This is a genomic window from Pseudoalteromonas lipolytica (assembly GCF_900116435.1).
GTDB lineage: Bacteria > Pseudomonadota > Gammaproteobacteria > Enterobacterales > Alteromonadaceae > Pseudoalteromonas > Pseudoalteromonas lipolytica.
Genome location: NZ_FPAZ01000002.1, coordinates 290614 through 308090 on the forward strand (window position 1 = coordinate 290614; position 17477 = coordinate 308090).

12 protein-coding genes are annotated in these 17477 nt (G+C 38.5%); all 12 read left to right on the plus strand.

The window, feature by feature from the left end; translation table 11 throughout:
* Positions 1-146 precede the first annotated feature (146 nt).
* The 12 genes from csm6 (at position 147) to BM378_RS02845 (ending at position 17386) form a co-directional block, all read left to right on the plus strand.
* Positions 147-1265: a CRISPR-associated ring nuclease Csm6 gene (gene csm6, locus BM378_RS02795; protein ID WP_074988545.1), complete on the plus strand. Its 1119-nt coding sequence runs from the start codon at positions 147-149 to the stop codon at positions 1263-1265.
* Between the two features lie 67 nt (positions 1266-1332).
* Complete coding sequence (locus BM378_RS02800; RefSeq protein WP_227006880.1) at positions 1333-4311, plus strand: type I restriction endonuclease subunit R; 2979 nt, start codon at positions 1333-1335, stop codon at positions 4309-4311.
* Positions 4312-4323: 12 nt separating this feature from the next.
* Positions 4324-4776, plus strand: a complete 453-nt coding sequence (locus tag BM378_RS20605) for a type I restriction-modification enzyme R subunit C-terminal domain-containing protein (RefSeq protein WP_227006881.1) — start codon at positions 4324-4326, stop codon at positions 4774-4776.
* 54 nt (positions 4777-4830) lie between these two features.
* On the plus strand, positions 4831-5361 hold the full coding sequence (locus tag BM378_RS20610; protein ID WP_227006882.1) for a type I restriction-modification system subunit M N-terminal domain-containing protein: 531 nt from the start codon (positions 4831-4833) through the stop codon (positions 5359-5361).
* The gene (locus tag BM378_RS02805; protein WP_256213512.1) at positions 5361-6410 is read left to right on the plus strand and encodes an HsdM family class I SAM-dependent methyltransferase; all 1050 of its coding nucleotides are present in this window, start codon (positions 5361-5363) and stop codon (positions 6408-6410) included. Before BM378_RS20610 ends, BM378_RS02805 begins: the two co-directional genes overlap by 1 nt.
* Positions 6407-7558, plus strand: a complete 1152-nt coding sequence (locus BM378_RS02810) for a restriction endonuclease subunit S (RefSeq protein WP_074988546.1) — start codon at positions 6407-6409, stop codon at positions 7556-7558. Before BM378_RS02805 ends, BM378_RS02810 begins: the two co-directional genes overlap by 4 nt.
* A 42-nt stretch (positions 7559-7600) precedes the next feature.
* Entirely contained in the window at positions 7601-9772 is a 2172-nt protein-coding gene (gene zorA, locus BM378_RS02815) for an anti-phage ZorAB system protein ZorA (protein ID WP_074988547.1), read from the plus strand.
* Positions 9772-10530, plus strand: coding sequence for an OmpA/MotB family protein (locus tag BM378_RS02820; RefSeq protein WP_074988548.1), 759 nt, complete (start codon positions 9772-9774; stop codon positions 10528-10530). Before zorA ends, BM378_RS02820 begins: the two co-directional genes overlap by 1 nt.
* Before the next feature lie 2 nt (positions 10531-10532).
* Positions 10533-12227, plus strand: a complete 1695-nt coding sequence (locus BM378_RS02825; protein ID WP_074988549.1) for an EH signature domain-containing protein — start codon at positions 10533-10535, stop codon at positions 12225-12227.
* Positions 12228-12268: 41 nt separating this feature from the next.
* Entirely contained in the window at positions 12269-15292 is a 3024-nt protein-coding gene (locus tag BM378_RS02830) for a DEAD/DEAH box helicase (protein WP_074988550.1), read from the plus strand.
* A gap of 120 nt (positions 15293-15412) precedes the next feature.
* Complete coding sequence (locus tag BM378_RS02835; protein WP_074988551.1) at positions 15413-16576, plus strand: GTPase; 1164 nt, start codon at positions 15413-15415, stop codon at positions 16574-16576.
* Positions 16577-16912: 336 nt separating this feature from the next.
* Entirely contained in the window at positions 16913-17386 is a 474-nt protein-coding gene (locus tag BM378_RS02845) for a hypothetical protein (RefSeq protein WP_074988552.1), read from the plus strand.
* Positions 17387-17477 lie beyond the last annotated feature (91 nt).

The following is a 17477-nucleotide window of genomic DNA, read 5'->3' on the forward strand; positions in this document are numbered from 1 at the left end:
GCGTGCTACTCTTTTTTTAAATTTAGGTATTAGAGAAAGTTCGCAAAACATTTATCGTCAATAAGTCATAAAAATAGCATTCGTCTCATACTTTTTGATTTTATTTAATATTCAGATATCATTCAGTTTCGTCAAAAGGAAATTGAATGAAACACATATTACTCATCATCACAGGGGCTAGCCCTCAAGTACTTACAGAAACCTTGTTTGCTATCCATAAGCAAGGCAAAAGTCTGCCAAACGAAATCTATGTCATCACAACGCAAAGTGCCAAACCTTTGCTGGTAGATGGGCTATTCAACCAAGGTCATTTTCAACAGTTATTAACAGACTACAAATTGCCAGAGATTGAGTTTTCTGAGAAAAATATTTGGCTTATTGAAGATCAAAACGGTCAACCTGTTTTTGATGCCAGTACTGAGGTTGAACAGGTCTATATGGCAGATTTTATAACCCGTAAGGTAGATGAGTTAACCAAACTTGAGAATACAGCAATACATGCATCAATTGCAGGTGGACGTAAAACAATGGCGTTTTACTTAGGATATGCCATGTCTCTCTTTGGGCGTGAGCAAGACACTCTAAGTCATGTATTTGTAGATGAGAGCTTTGAATTTCTAAAAGACTTTTGGTATCCGACTCCCCATTCAAAGTTTGTAAAAAATAAAGCAGGGAAATCGGTCGATTGCAAAAATGCCAATATTACTTTAACGAGCATACCTTATGTTCGCATGCGTAACCTAATTGATAACTCTGTGCTTACCAGTATCAAAAATGTATCTTTCAGTAAAACAGTAGCAAGTCTTAATACTGTCAACTCAAAAGTAATTTCATTAGTTATAAACCCTTCTGCTAAGCAGTTAACATTCGCGGGGATTGACATAAGCTTAACGGCAAAAGAAATGGCATTTTACTTATGGTTACTTGATCAGTATGAACTCAATGTAGATCGTTATTTTGAAGATACAACAAGTTATTCAGAGGCTTATTTAACTCAGTTTTCTAGGCTAGGTACTGACTTACGAGTATTTCGTGATACATTTGGAATCGAGCCGGAAGATTTTAAAATTAATAACTTAAGTGGCTTAAAGCCAATGGAAAAAACGTTTGTTCAGCAAACTCGTAGCCTAATTAATAAAAAACTTAATAATGCCTTGCCTATTGAGTTAGCAGAAAAGCTGTTAATTGGTTCAACCACCGTTGACGGTGGGACTATCTATCAAGTTAATGCACTAAATGGCAAAGTAAAAATAGAATTGATATAGCATTTTACAAGCTTGTAAAAGTATAAAAATAGTACAATCAAGTAGGATGAAAAAGGAATTAGCAACAATGAAACACTCAATGAACTTTGAACATATCAAACAACGATGGCCTGAATTACACCAACTTGCAGCATTTGCTGAAGAGTATGCTATCAGCGATCCTCAAAGCTCATTGGTAAAATTGCGTTGCTTTGCAGAGAAAGTTGTTGGCTTTTTATATGAAGAGTTATGCCTGCCTGTTTTACCAAATTCTAATATATTCGATAAACTCACTGCCGATGACTTTACAAGCGTAGTGCCAAGACAAATTACGGATAAACTCCATGCAATTCGTAAAAGTGGTAATCAAGCTGCCCATCAAGGTAGAGTAGATCAACAGCAAGCTATATGGATATTAAAAGAAAGCTATTTTATTGCCTCTTATTTGTTTATGGCTTATGCAAAAGGGTCTCAACAAGAGTGTCCAGAGTTTAAAGTACCTGCACAAGTTCAGCCAAGTAATCAAAGTGATGCTGAGTTTGCTAAAAAGAACAAACAGCTTACAAAGCAATTAGCCGAGAACCAAGCTCGTTTAAAGCGTGCTCTCGATGAGCTTGAAGCTGCAGAGCTTGCACAAAAATTAGCACAACAGCAAGCTGCAAAGCTAAAGCAAGCGATCAATCAAGAAAAACTAAAACAAGTACAAAGTCTTAATAAGCAAATAGTTAGTTCCAGCTTTGATTTTAACGAGGACGAAACTCGTAAACGAATTATTGATTTAGATCTTCGTAATGCAGGCTGGCATGTTGCACTTGATGATGAATCAACAGAAGAAGTTGGCAAAGAAGTCAAAGTGAGTGAGCAACCAACACCAACAGGCATTGGTTATGTCGATTACGTTTTATGGGATAACGATGGTCAACCTCTTGCTGTTATTGAAGCAAAACGATCTCGTGAAAATATTGAAAAGGGTCGACAACAAGCGACGCTCTACGCTGATGCTTTAGAAAAGCAATATGGCCAGCGCCCCGTTATTTTTTACTCGAATGGTTGGGACATTAAAATCCTCGATGATGCACAAGGTTATAATAGTCGAGGCTTATATGGTTATTATTCAAAAGATTCTCTGCAATACTTACTTAAGCAACGCACACTAAAAAAAGACCTAAATCAAACGCCAATAGATACAAACGTTGCGGGTCGTTTGTATCAAATGGAAACAATCACCCGCGTGTGTGAGCGTTTTAGCGATAAACACCGTAAAGCCCTTATAGTTCAAGCGACGGGAACAGGTAAAACCCGCGTATCTATTGCACTTGCTAAACGTTTGCTCGATGCTGGCTGGGCAAAACGGGTATTATTTTTATGTGACCGTAAAGAGTTACGCAAACAAGCAGGCAACGCATTTACTGAATTTACTAATGAACCAGTCCATATTGTTGGTAAAAGTGCTAAAAACAGCGCTGGTAGTGCACGTGTATTTATCGCTACCTATCCGGGTATGCTTCGCATAATGAACAAGTATGATGTGGGGTTTTTTGACCTTATTGTCGCTGATGAATCGCACCGCTCAATTTACAATATTTATGGTGATATTTTTAAATACTTTGATGCGCTTGAAGTCGGCTTAACCGCTACACCTGTTGAAATGGTATCGCGCTCAACCTGTGATCTATTTGGTTGTGATTATAAACTACCAACCGCTAACTATCCCCTTGAGGATGCTATAGAGCAAGGTAACTTAGTACCTTACAAAATTGTAAGTTACACCACACAATTTTTACGAGAAGGTATTAAAAAAGACAACCTTACTGATGAGCAAATAGCACAATTAGAAGATCAAGGTATAGACCCTAACGAGCTTGACTTCGATGCAAAGCAAATAGACGAAGCCGTTAAAAATAAAGATACCAATAGATTAATACTGCGTAATTTAATGGAAAAAGGGCTACGTGACAAAGACGGGCAGCTACCAGGTAAAACAATTATATTTGCCCGTAACATAGCTCATGCAGAACTTTTAGCACAATTGTTTAGCGAACTTTATCCACAACATGGTGCTAACTTTTGCCGCGTTATTCATTCAAAATACGAACGTGCCGAAGAGCTAATAGATGACTTCAAATCGAGTGACGAAAATAGTGTTCGTATCGCTGTGTCAGTTGATATGCTTGATACTGGCATTGATGTACCCGAGTGTGTCAATCTTGTGTTCGCTAAGCCAATTAAATCAAAGGTGAAATTTTGGCAAATGATTGGTCGAGGTACACGCTTATGTGAGCACTTATATGGCCCAGGTAAGCATAAAACACACTTCTTGATATTTGATCATTGGGCAAACTTTGAATACTTTGACGAAAACCCAGAAGAAGAAGACGTTAAACAAGCTAAATCACTGTTGCAAAAACTGTTTGAAACGCGCATAAACCTCGCACAAACAGCGCTTAAAAAAGCCAATATGGATGTGTTTGATCAAACTATATCGTTACTTCACCAAGATATTAATTCTTTACCAATGGAATCAATATCAGTGCGCGATAATTGGCAAGTAGTAGAAACCTATAAAGGCCTAAAACGCCTAAATCAATTTACACCAAATACAGTCAGTGATTTACTTGAAAAAGTTGCACCACTAATGCAATGGCGCAATATTATGGGGCAAAGTGAAGCCTATAAACTTGATTGCGAAATAACTGTTATTCAAACATTATTATTAACAGATACAAGTCAAATTGATCTAGCAAAGCAAAATGTCATGGCTAAAGTTGAGTCGCTACAAATGCACTTAAACGAAGTGCGTGCAAAAGCACCAGCAATAGCAGTGATCCAAACAGATCAATATTGGCAATATTTAACACATACAGCACTTGAACAAAGCCGTGTTGATTTACGCAGTATTATACATTTACGTAATAAAAACGTGACGCCGCCAACAAGCGAGTTTGTACTTGATATAAAAGAAGATTCAAATCAAATACACGAAACCGACAGGCTAACAAAAATAGTCTCGATTGATTATCAGATATACCGCCAAGAAGTAGAAAAAACCCTTGCGCCACTATTTTAAACAGATGCTGTATTGAAAAAAATTCGTGCCGGAGAGCCCGTAACAGAGGCCGATCTTGCTCAGTTAAGTTCACTAGTTCACACCCAAAACCCCAGTGTCGACCTGAATACACTGAAAGAATTTTTCCCTGACTCAACAGCGAGCCTAGATAAAATACTGCGTACTATAGTGGGTATGGATAAACAGGCAATTGAGCAAAGCTTTACAGAATTTGTGCAACAAACTCATACGCATATGAATGCCAAACAACAGCGCTTTATTGGCATGTTAAAAAATCACCTTGTTCGCAATGGTAGTATTAATATTGAGCAACTTTACGATGCGCCATTTACTCAAGTTCATGATATGGGGCTCGATGGCGTATTTAGTGAACAACAAGCCGACATAATTGAGCAATTTATTGCGCAATTTAATGTACCATTGGGCACCAAAATTAATGCAGTAGAAAAGCAATTACAGCCATAAGCCTATTTTTCAAACTGCGCAGCAACATATAAAAGCATTAGGAATTGAATATTAATGATCACAGGTCAACTTAAAAGCAAAATCGATAAACTCTGGGAAGAATTTTGGACCGGTGGTATTACTAACCCGTTAACGGTAGTCGAGCAAATCACCTTTCTAATGTACGCCCGTATGCTTGATATGAGCGAGCAAGCTGACGAAAAACGCAGTGCACGTACCAATAAACCATTTACCCGCCGTTTTAATGATGACGAGCAACATTTGCGTTGGCAAAACTTTCGTCACTTAGGGGCCGAAGAGCTTTATAAATTAGTGAAAGATGAGCTATTCCCATACTTTTCAAAAGCAGGGGATGACGAGTCAACCGAAGGCGCAATTTTTAACGAGTTTATGAAAGATGCGCAACTGATGATCCAAAAGCAGTCGCTATTGGTTAAAGCGGTTGAAATGGTCAACGACCTGCCACTTGAAAACTCTGACACCAAAGGCGACTTATACGAATACTTGCTAAGCAAACTAACAACAGCAGGCATTAACGGCCAGTTTATACGCCACGCCACATTATTCGTGCAATGGTGGAAATGATGGACCCTGATAAAAACAGCCGTATTTGTGACCCATCAACGGGCACAGGTGGCTTCTTATCAGTGTCTTACGAGTACCTACTTGAGAAATATACCTCAACCGACGCTATTGAACGCGAGCCGTTATTTGATATCGATGGCAAGCCGTTATTAGACAACAACGGTAATCAGCTTGAAAACGTCTTGTATTCGGGTGATTTAATTGACGAAGACGCTCGCAAGCACATCGATACCGATATGTTCCACGGCTTTGATTTTGACGCCACCATGCTGCGCGTAGCCGCCATGAACTTAGTGATGCATGGTATAAAACAGCCCGACATCCATTACCAAGATACCCTAAGCCAATCTTTTATTGAACGTTTTCCAAACGAGGCAAAGGATGGCATGGACATTATCCTTGCCAATCCACCATTTAAAGGTAAGTTAGACGAAGAAGACGTATGCCCTGAAGTACTTCGTAAAGTTAAAACCAAAAAAACCGAGTTGCTGTTTGTTGCCTTAATAGAGCGCATGTTACGTGTGGGTGGTCGCTCAGCGACTATCGTTCCTGATGGCGTATTATTCGGCTCATCAAAAGCACACCAGCAATTGCGACAATTGCTAGTCGATAACAACCAGCTTGAAGCGGTTATATCCTTGCCAAGTGGTGTATTTAAACCTTATGCGGGCGTTTCAACCGCGATTTTAATATTCACCAAAGGCGGCACTACCGATCATGTTTGGTTTTATGATGTACAAGCCGATGGTTTTTCGCTCGATGACAAACGCGCACCGATTAAAGAGAACGACCTACCAGATTTGGTTGCCCAGTTTAAAGCCCGTGATAAAGCGGTAGCTGAAACGGAAGCAAACGATAAGACCCAAAAGGCGTTTTGGGTCAGCAAAGAAGACATCACCTCAAATAAATATGACCTTTCAATAAACCGCTACAAAGAAGTGGTATACGAAGAAGAACAATACGATCCACCAAAAGAAATTTTAGGTAAGTTAGTGTCATTGGAAAATGAGATATTGGCTGATTTGAAAGCGCTGGAGGAGATGCTGTGAGCTTCTTCACTAACTCAGCAGGTTGGCCTCTTGTACCTCTAAAAGAAGTTGCGACTCTTAAAAGAGGGTATGACCTCCCAACAAAGAACAGGGTTGAAGGCGATGTTCCAATATACGCTGCAAATGGACAAAATGGTTTTCATAATGAAGTGAAAATTCAAGCTCCCGGAGTCATTACTGGTCGTTCAGGAACTATCGGAAAGGTTCATTATACTGAAGAGGACTACTGGCCTCTCAACACAGCATTGTATGTCACTGATTTTCATAGTAACTATTCTAAGTGGGTATATTACATGCTCCAAGCTTTTAAACTTGAAAGGTTTGTCGAAGGAGCTGGAGTTCCGACATTAAATAGGAATTTGGTTCACGACGAGCTAATCCCACTTCCACCACTCGAAGTACAAAAACGCATCGCTGCGATATTAGATAAAGCCGACAGCGTGCGCCGCAAACGTCAACAAGCCATCGACCTCGCCGAAGACTTCCTCCGCAGCGTCTTCCTAGATATGTTCGGCGATCCTATTTCTAACCCGAAACGGTGGGAAGTTAAAAAGTTAAAAGAGATATCTAGCAAAATCGCAAGTGGTAACACGCCAAATGGTGGCAGTAAGAACTATGTTGACGAAGGCATCACCTTTTTACGAAGTCAAAACGTTTGGAAAAACAAGTTATTACTGGACGACGTGGTTTATATCGACGAAAAAACTCATGAATCGATGAGTAAGAGTAGTTTGAAGCATAAAGATATATTGATGACTAAGACTGGCCGTATTAATACTGTGAACAGTAGTTTAGGTCGTGCAGCTTTGTATTTAGGTGACGATGGAAAAGCCAACCTTAATGGACATGTGTATTTTATCCGCCTGGTTGAAGATGTGTTGCATGAGTTTGTAGTTTTTATTTTAACTACTATAGAGTACCGCGATTACATTAGAAGCGTTTGCGTTGGTGGAATTGATAAACGCCAGTTAAATAAAGATCATTTAGAGGAGTTTCCAATAATTTATCCTCCAAAAGAAATGCAAGAGCAATTTGTGGAGAAGGTCAATGTTGCCAGAAGCATGTTAGAAAAAGCGAAATTAGGGCTTAAAGAATCAGAACAAATGTTCAATGGATTAAGTCAAAAAGCTTTCGCTGGCGAGTTATAACAAAAATTAAGTAATACCCAATAAACTAAGGGAGTAGTAAATATGTTGGATTCTATGCCATCGCATTGGTTGATACCGCAATCTTTATTGGGTGTATCGTTTTGGTTTGCATTAATAGCAGTGTTTGTTGTTGCTTTTATCTCGATTATTGTACTTACCGTTAAGAGCAATAGTCGAGTAAAGCAGGTCAGGCACATTATTAATGGTGAATCTATTACCACGCTTTATGATAATAGTTTGGTTATTAGTGAACGTGCTAAAGCGTCAAAATCTAAAATAGTGCATAGCCTGTGGCATGAATTTGGTGAAAGCTTAGTAAAAGACGACCGCTCGCAACGTATTTACAATACTTTGGATGCAGAGCACTTTTTTAACCATAAAACCCTTTCAGCGGGGCTTTCATCTAATAGGTTATTAGCGGCTACCCCTTCATTTTTAACCGCAATTGGTGTGTTAGGTACGTTTATGGGCCTAACTATGGGCCTGCGTGATATTCATATTGAAAGTAACGATATTGAAATACTAAAAACCGGTATTGCTAGTATGATGAGCGGTGCAGCTTTTGCCTTTGTTACCTCTGTATGGGGAGTTGGTTTAAGCTTACTGCTGAACTTTATTGAAAAAATAGCAGAGCGTTTAATTATACAAAACATTACTGCCGTACAGCACCGTATTGATTTTTTATATCCGCGTTTACCCGCTGAAAAATCACTTGTTGATATTTCTAAAAACACCAGTGATAGCAGTGAGGCTTTAAAGGAACTGCATGAGCGAATTGGAGATAAATTACAGGAGACTATTTCCGGTGTGAGTGACAGCATGCAAGATGCTTTTACTAACGCACTTAATAATGTAATGGCACCTGCGATGCAGTCGTTAGTCAGTAATACCAGCCAACAAACCAGCGGCGTGCTGGAGCATTTAATTAGTAACTTTACTGAAAGCATGCAAGCCGCAGGCAGAGGCCAAGGCGAGCTTATACAAAAGTCAACTGAGCAAATGCATGATGCAGTAAGTAGCTTGAGCGGGCAAATGAGCGCAGTGCTAGAACAAAGCAGTAAACAAGCTGAGTTACTGGTTGAGCAACAAGCGAGTGCGTCATCGCTATTTAACCAGCAACTCGAAGCGATGCTGAGTAAAAGCGAAGAACGACAACAGCTTATGGAGCAAAAGTTATTTACAGCGATTGAGTCGCAGCAGCAATCGCAAGCTACGCGAGAGGCAAACCATGTAGATAATTTACAGTCGGTATTAGGTGGTTGGTTAACTGAGCAGTCGCAAACGCTTAGTAAACTTTCTTACTCTATGGCCGAAGTACAAACTGCAATGAGCGAATCGAACCGTGGATTTGTTAATGAGCTTTCGAACCAAAACGAAAAAACAACGGCGCAGCAACAGGCATTTACCAGTGGCCTTGAAACCAGCTTACAAAGCTTTATGCAAAACACTGAACAGCGTCAAAAGGCACTTGAAGACACGTTTGGCTCATTAATTAATAGCCAACAGCTTGAAACGGCTAAGCGTGACTCAGAATATCGTGAGCAATTACAATCGCAGTTAAGTAAGTGGCTAGCACAACAAGACCAAATGCTTACCTCAATGACTGATGCGGTAAAACGAACACAAACTCATATGGACTCGGTTATTGCACAGCATAAAGATGTAATTGGCGAGCTTAAAACGGTTGCAGAGTCATCAGCTACGAGTAGCCAAAACTTGAGTAACAGCGCAAACCAAATTGGGGTGTTATCGGGCAATTTATTAAAGGCAACTGAGCTATTTGATACGCGCTTAGCTGATATGACTGAAACTATCAAAGGTATTTCTGCGCAAAATGATGGATTAGCAAATCATGTAATTGATCAAGCTAAAGTGCTAAGAGGACTGGAAACGTCGCTTGTTGCTACAACAGAGCAGTTTGGCAATACGGCAAAACTAGCTCAAAGTGGCTTTAGCGAAATGAAAACACACCAGAGTGAATTTGTACGTGGTGTTGAGGCATCGTTTGAGGGACTAAGTAATACGTTAGCTAAGCAAGTGTCGGATATTGAAAAGCAAACGAATGAGTGGCTACGTAGTTATTCATCAGAAGTAAATACCCAAGTTAAAGAGCGTATGGAAACCTGGAATACCACAACCCTTGAGTTTAGTGACCAAATGCGCAGAACCGTTAGCTCTATTTCTGATTTAGTGGATGAATTGGAGCGTAGCTAATGCGAGTATTTAGAAGCAACCAAGTCAGTGTTGATGAAGAAAACCCGTATTGGATGTCATTTTCGGATATCTTGTCGGGGTTACTGATTTTATTTGTTTTAGCATCTGTAGTATTGATGGTTGAACTTATAGAAGCTAAACAAGAGCTTGAAAATAAGCAGCAAGTATTTACTCAAGAGCTTGAAATGCTTCATAAAGCTGAAGGTGTTCGCAGAACTATTTTACATGAAGCGGCTGATTTGCTTCGTAAGCGAGGAATACAAGTTACAGTTAGCGAAAATGAAACAGTTTTGAGTATTCCAAATGATATTTTAGGATTTGATAGCGCTGCATTTAATATAAGTCCAGAGTTTGAAGGCACCGCGCTTGAAATTGGTGAAGTGCTTGCCGAGGTTATAAATAAAGATAACCGAGAGCAATTTCTCGATACTATTTTTATTGAAGGACATACCGACAGTAAAAACTTTTACGGCATGATGGGTAAAGGTAATTGGGGATTGTCTACGTTTAGAGCTATTTCGTTATGGGAACTTTGGGTTAAATTACTGCCGAGCCAACATGACCTCGCAGGGATTATGAATAAAGAAGGTAACCCACTTTTTTCGGTTAGTGGCTATGCGGCAACACGTAGAATGATAGTTGAAGAACTAACAGAAATTGATTTTAGAGCAAATAGGCGAATAGATATCCGTTTTACTATTCGTAGGCCTACTAGTGCGGAATATGAAACTGTAAGAAGCCGTTTGGAGATGCAGTAAGTATGTTGCTTTTACCTCCTATCCCAGAGCTTCCTCAGTTTAACTGGGAACGTATTTCACAGCAGTGGAGTAGCTTAACAGTTCAAACGAAAAAAATTGCTGATGGGGCAGGACAAGGCGAAGAATTTAAATCCCTTGAGCAACAGGTTAATCGCTACGTTATGTACGATCAAAAAGAAAAGCTAAAAGAAACTTTAATTAAGCGAAAAGGTGTTCGTGTTTTAACTCAGTTATGGATTGATAAAGAAGAAGTAAGAAAAAACTCCTTAAACGAAGAAACAATAGATTACATTCAAGCTATACACCCCAAACTTGGTATGTCGTCGTTAATGAATTTAATTTCGTTAGTTTATCGTTATTTTGATGCACTGGTTGATGGCAATATTTTTAATCGATTAACGCAGTGGCTTAACCATCAAATAGAGTTGCGTTTAAAAGATCGCAAAAATTCAAGTGACACAATATTGTCGGTACTTAATCAGGCTAAATGGCTGCTTGATTTAACAGCCCCTAAGGCACTAGTTAACCTTGCCAAACAAAACCACTTAGACTTAAACGAACAATTAAAAAAACTACGCTTAAACGAGCTGCCACAAGGGCGCTTTTTAGATATTTGCCACGCGCAATATTACTTAGATACGCTAAGAGAAATTCCTGTTGGTGAGCAACATGATGTACTGCATGAGTTATTAAAGCATGACGTTGCCACTATGCCTTTTGAAGAAGGTAAACGAATAGGGCACATAGCGCTTGAAATTATTATTGATCGCTCTGCTGGCGCACCCAGTGAAATATGGCAAAATTTTGTACTGAATTTAGCTGGTGATCCGCGTATTGCTAATACAGCAAATAACTACCGCCAGTGGTGGAAGCCTATTGGTGAAAACAGAATAAAAGCAGTGACAAGCTGGCTTGCTAAAGAAGACTTACGATTATTTTTAGGAGCCATTGAGGAGTACGCGAATTACATCGGTGATGAAGCGTTAAATAGAATGTTCCCTGCGCGTAAGCGTTTTTTAGAAGGGCTTTATGAGCATGGTTTTGTGCGCAATGCGCGGCTAATGCTTGGAAACCAAGCGGAGCTTACAGTTAAGCGAGTGCTAGGAAAGAGTTTAACTACCAGTTATATAAAGCTTAGAGGAATGGCTCAAACTTCCATTATTTATTTAGATTGTGGTGATTTTCATATCATTGAAGGCTCGCATAACTTTAAGTTATGGATTTATATGGGTTTACCTAGTGAGAAGCTTAACGATTACTCTTTGAGTGAGTTAAACCATTTTGCTTTAACAAATAGCTTTCCACAAGAGTATAAAAGAAACTATCCCAAAGGCGAGCTAATGCCAATTCAACACTCGCCGACTTCTTGGCAAAAAAATGCTATTGATTTTTTAACTCAGAACGGTGTTGAGCTCGATTTAGAAAAACTCTTTGATAAAGACGAATACAGAAGATATATAAATCGTTATGGACTACCTGTCGTAAAAAAAAATTTTGAAGAAAAGAATCTTTTTGAAATAAATTTATTAAACGCACTAGAGATGTACCAACCAATTACTGCCAAAGAGCTCGTAAAGGTTTTAAACAGTGAGTTTAATATGATGGCTGATCGCTCAACTGTTAATTCTAAACTTTATTCAATGTTATCTGAAAGTAGAGTAACCAGAGACGACATGCTTTACTGGCAACTTGCTTGAAAATTGTGCTCTAGGAATGTTTGAAAGGGAATCGATAAAATATGTCACTTGTTAGTTTGATAAAAGGGCTTTTGCCAAACAATAAAAATAGTTCTTTAGTAGATGAACAGTATTCTTTAGTGTATGACTCGTATGGCGTTAATTTTGCCACTGATGAGGCGTCATTCCATTGCCTGAACAAAGGTGAGGGGGGAGGGCAGCAGCTTATTCAACATGTTGTCCTTAAAATGCTTGAAGAAAGAGATATAGCTGAAACACTACCTAATGGCTTTAGATTAGACAGTGAGCAAGCATGTTTATTAGACCCAGAAGATGCAGGCGTTTTAGGGCTACCGCCTTTTTTTAATAACGACTTTGACATTGATATTCAAGGTAGAACAACTAAATGTAGTTTTAACCTGCAGTTATTTGCAAAATTTGAGCAGCAAAAATATCCAGTAAAAAGAAAAGGCCCTACACTTTTTTTTAGTGAACAAACTCAGTATTTAATGACGCCAGAGCAGCTTAATGCTGTGTTAGCCGTAGAAGAGCATTCTTCGCTTAAACCTGATGAACGCAATGAATTAAATAATGTGTTGGTTGTCGCTAAGTTACAGCAAGCTGTTAAAGATGGATTAAAGCTAGATTTAAAACATTTTGATAAGTTTGATTTGGTACAACCAGAAAACATCACAGTAACTGCAAACCAAAGGGCCGATGGTAGTTTAGAGCTTAGCCCAAGCTTTGGTGATGGTTCATCACCTGAAGACGTGCAGAATCGTTTAGCTCAGCTCCAGGGCGATGGGCAAGTAATGCGAATAAAAGACCGCATTGTTTTACTTACTGACGATAAAAAGCAAGCTGTTAAAGAAGTACTGCAAAATAGAACTATTCCTGCACATAAAGTTGCTGAATTTATTAAAACACCTTCAGCTTTTTTAGATGCATCTGTTTTAAACCTCGATCTTGGATTTTCTCTCAGAGTAGCTGGTATTGGTAAAATGGTACACATTCCCTTTGGTCAAGACAGCGATGGCAGTAATGGCTGGTTTTCGACAAATGCAGAAAGTGAACCACCAGAGCGCTTGGTTAAGCTACTAGAGTGTGAGGAAGATGTTGTATCGTTTGAACAAAGCTATCAGCAAGCTAAAGGTCAAAATGCCGATAGTGTTCTTGTTGATGATGAGTCAATTGATATACGCGATGAGCAGCGAGTAACTGAAACACTCGCAGAGGTAAGAGAAAATTTAGCAAACCTACCCGATGAAAATAACATATCTGATACTGATGATTTGCCGGTTAAAACAGAACAAGTTTCTTTATTACTTAAAGACACCGAAGAACATAATAAAGATATAGTTAATAAAGTTTCGCAGCTTGATAAAGGTATTAGCTTTGACAGGAGTAATTTAGCGAGAACTCCTTTTCCACACCAAGAATCAGGCATTAGTTGGATGTTGTCGTTACTTAAATCAGCGCAGTTGGATAACTATGATGATATGTATCGAGTACAGGGGGCTTTGTTAGCGGATGATATGGGGCTAGGTAAAACATATATGACGCTAGTAATGATGGCTGAGTACATGGAAATGCAAAGGCAAAATAACAAACTAGAAAAGCCTATATTAATAGTTGCTCCACTTAGCTTATTGGAAAACTGGGAACAAGAGGTTGGTGCTACCTTTAATAAGTCGCCATTTAGAGATATCAAAGTATTACAGTCAGCAAGAGATCTAAAAGAGTTTAGGGTTAAAGGTGCTGAAAGAGAGTCGATGCAGCTGACCTCAGTTATAAATGACTCTCATGCAGATCATGAATCTATTCGTTACGCTTTACACGTTGGGGCTGATGCAGCTACAAAACGCTTGGACATGGATAGACGTGTTGTTATTACTACATACCAAACACTTCGAGATTATCAGTTTTCACTATGTGTAATTGATTGGGGGGTTGTGGTATTTGATGAAGCTCAAAATATTAAAAACCCTAATACGCAAGCTACCCGTGCAGCTAAAGGTTTAAAAGCTGATTTCAAGTTATTAGCAACAGGTACACCCGTTGAAAATAGTTTAAGTGAGTTTTGGTGTTTAATGGATACAGCACAACCTGGGCTATTAGGCGATTGGGGCTATTTTAGAGAGCGGTGGATTAAGCCAATAAGCAGTGCTAATGAGGAAGAAAAAGCAGAAGTGCGTTTAGAAATTGGTAACGATTTACGTAATGCTACAGGCCAGTTTATGTTACGTCGAACCAAGGAAGACGAGCTAACGGGAATGCCTACTAAAACAATTAAAACAGGCATTCATAAAGACTTGGCTGAAAATATGGCATTTACACCAGAGCTTGCTCGTAATATGACCGGTGGCCAACTACTTGGCTATAACCAAGTTGTAGAAGATTACAGAGCAGAAAAAGCAAAAGAGCAGGGTGGTGGACATGCCTTAACGGTATTACAGCAATTAAGGGCTGTTAGTTTACACCCTAGGCTTGACGAGGTTTTTAAAAAGCCACCTAATAATGCAAAAGATGCTCAGCGTAATTTACAAGAGTCTGAAAAGTTACGCATGCTGTTAGATATATTATCCGATATAAAAAGCAGACAAGAGAAAGTAATAATTTTTGCAACAACTAAAAAACTTCAAGCTGTTCTTAAGATATGCCTAGATAAAATTTATGAGCTTAATATTCATGTTATTAATGGCGATAGTAAAGCGATGAAAACTAATAAAGATCAGTTATCCCGTAAGGGGATGATTACTGACTTTGAAGCAAAAGACGGCTTTAACATTATCATTATGTCACCTGTTGCTGCAGGGGTAGGTTTAACTGTTATTGGCGCAAACCATGTAGTGCATTTAGAGCGCCACTGGAACCCAGCAAAGGAAGCACAAGCGACAGATCGTGTGTATCGTATAGGGCAAAAAAAGCCTGTTTTTATTCACTTACCTTGTCTTCTACACCCAGAGTATGACTCATTTGATGTAAATTTAGATAAGCTACTTGCAAAGAAAACGATGCTCAGAGATGCCGTGGTTACGCCTGAAGCAGTCAACGAGCATGAATTAATGGCATCAATGGGGTTGTAAAAGGAGTTTGATTCACAAGCTTGCGAAATTTTTAACAAAGAGAAAAATATTATTATTTATACACATCAACTAATAGGGTTGAAGTATTTAATTAGACCTTAGGCTAAAAAAGGATAGAGCATGGAAAATTATAATGAGAAAAGCATCGATGAAAAAGTAGATGAGATGTATCTTGAGTGGAAAGTTAAGCTTGAATCTCCGCTAAATGTATTGGTATTAGGTAAGGTGAGTGCCGGGAAAAGCTCCTTTTTAAATGCATTTTTTGATAGAGAAATGGACGACGTTTTATTCGAGGTAAATGCGAAGTCTGGCGAGACCACCAAGGTAAAGTTTGAAAAGTTAGGTGAGAATATCTCTATAGCAGATACTCCTGGTTTAGATGATATTAAAAGTGAAAATTCAGCTGAAACTTTAAAAATGCTAGATGAAGGGGTAGATGTTGGTATTTTAGTCCTTTCAGGTTCAGCAGATAAATCTCAGAAGGGGCATTACGATGATTTACTTAAGAACTCATCGGAAGTTTTTATTGTTTTAAATAAAGCAGACAACTTTTCTAAAGAAAACTTACCTCATGTGATTGAACAATGGAAAGAGCAACTAGGTCTTTCAAGTGAACAAAAAATATACCCTGTAGTATCTCGTGGTTATGATCCTAAAGATAAAGAAACATTTAGGGGACAAGAGTACGATATAGAGGTCGATAATTATGGTCGCCCTAAAACTTTACAAGGAATTGATGCAGTAAGGGATGATGTTTTAGATTTTTTAGCTAAGAAAGGCAAAGACCTATTACTTGCGAAGGAATTGAAAGATAAAAGCAAAAAGGCTCTAGCAATCATTTCAACGGCTACGGCTTCAGGAGCAGGTGCTGCATTTATTCCAGGTAGTGCTGCGTACCTTATTGGGATTCAAGTGGTAGCTATTGGCTCTTTGGGCTATTTATATACTGGCGAGATAATAAGCAAATCAAATGCAATTTCACTTATTGGAACGTTTGCTGCTGAGCAGGTTGGAATGAATTTGTTCCTTTTAACTAAATCATTCCTTCCGCCAACTGGAGTTATCGATCTTGCCGCCGCAGTGATAGCAGCTAGTGTCACTGCAGCAATGTTATCTGCGGTCGCTTATTTATTAAGTCATGAAATTGATTTTGATGATAAAGAGCAATTACTGTCAGTATTCAATGAAATCAGAGCTACATTACAGAAAGAAACAAAATCAGCTAATAAAGAAGATTTGCTAAAAGGTGAATTTTGGATAAGTCTAATTAAAAAAATAATTTAATTTTAGTTGTTAAGCATTTAGCAGTATGAGAATGGTGCTGCTAAATGCTGAGAAATACCACACTGATAATAATTATATTGCCTTTTTATCTCACAAAAGTAATTTATATGCCAAAAAAGCCACAGCCATTTAAGCAAGTTTGCAAAGATTGTAATTGGAATGAGATAGTTGCTCCGAAGTCGGATGCTTTACTCGAAAATACAATTAAAAAGGTTTGTCCAGAGTGTCAATCTGTGCGCATTGAACTCATAGACTTAAGTGTACTTGAGAGTATAAAACTAGTATTCAAATAATAGTAGGTGATATGACTAGTTTGTTACTGGAGGATAAACATTAATGGCTGCAGTGGTTATTTTTATAGCAGTTCTAATCGCTTTTGGTTTGATGCCAAAAAAATCTAGGGTTTTAAATTTTGCCCTCATCATTAGTTTTATTCTTTTTTTGTTGTATTTGGAGTTTGGTACTAATGGCAAAATTTCATTTAATGAGTTTAAAGGGTTTGTAACATTTATAACGCTTATTGTGGGCCTATTTTTATTATCAAGTTTGCTAGCAGTTGTAAGGCTATGCTCCGAAACAGAGTTATTATATAAAAAGCGAAAAGCAAAGCTTCTAAGCTTTTTGGTTAAGTGGGGTGTGATTTACGTTATTTTCAACTTCTCTTTAAGAGCTTTTTTATATTATGTTTTAGGTGTTGACTGGAATTCAACTTGGGTCATTACAAAGGTTTACGGTTCCATGACCTTTATCCTTTGCTTAGCAATTTATTTTATTTGGTTTAGAGGCAATAAAAAACCAACTACGGATTGATTCGTGTACTTAAGCTTTACTTATGTAGTGCGTATGAGTATGTAAATTTTTTGTTTGTAGCTAGACGAGAGCTAATCGATGTTATTTAGTT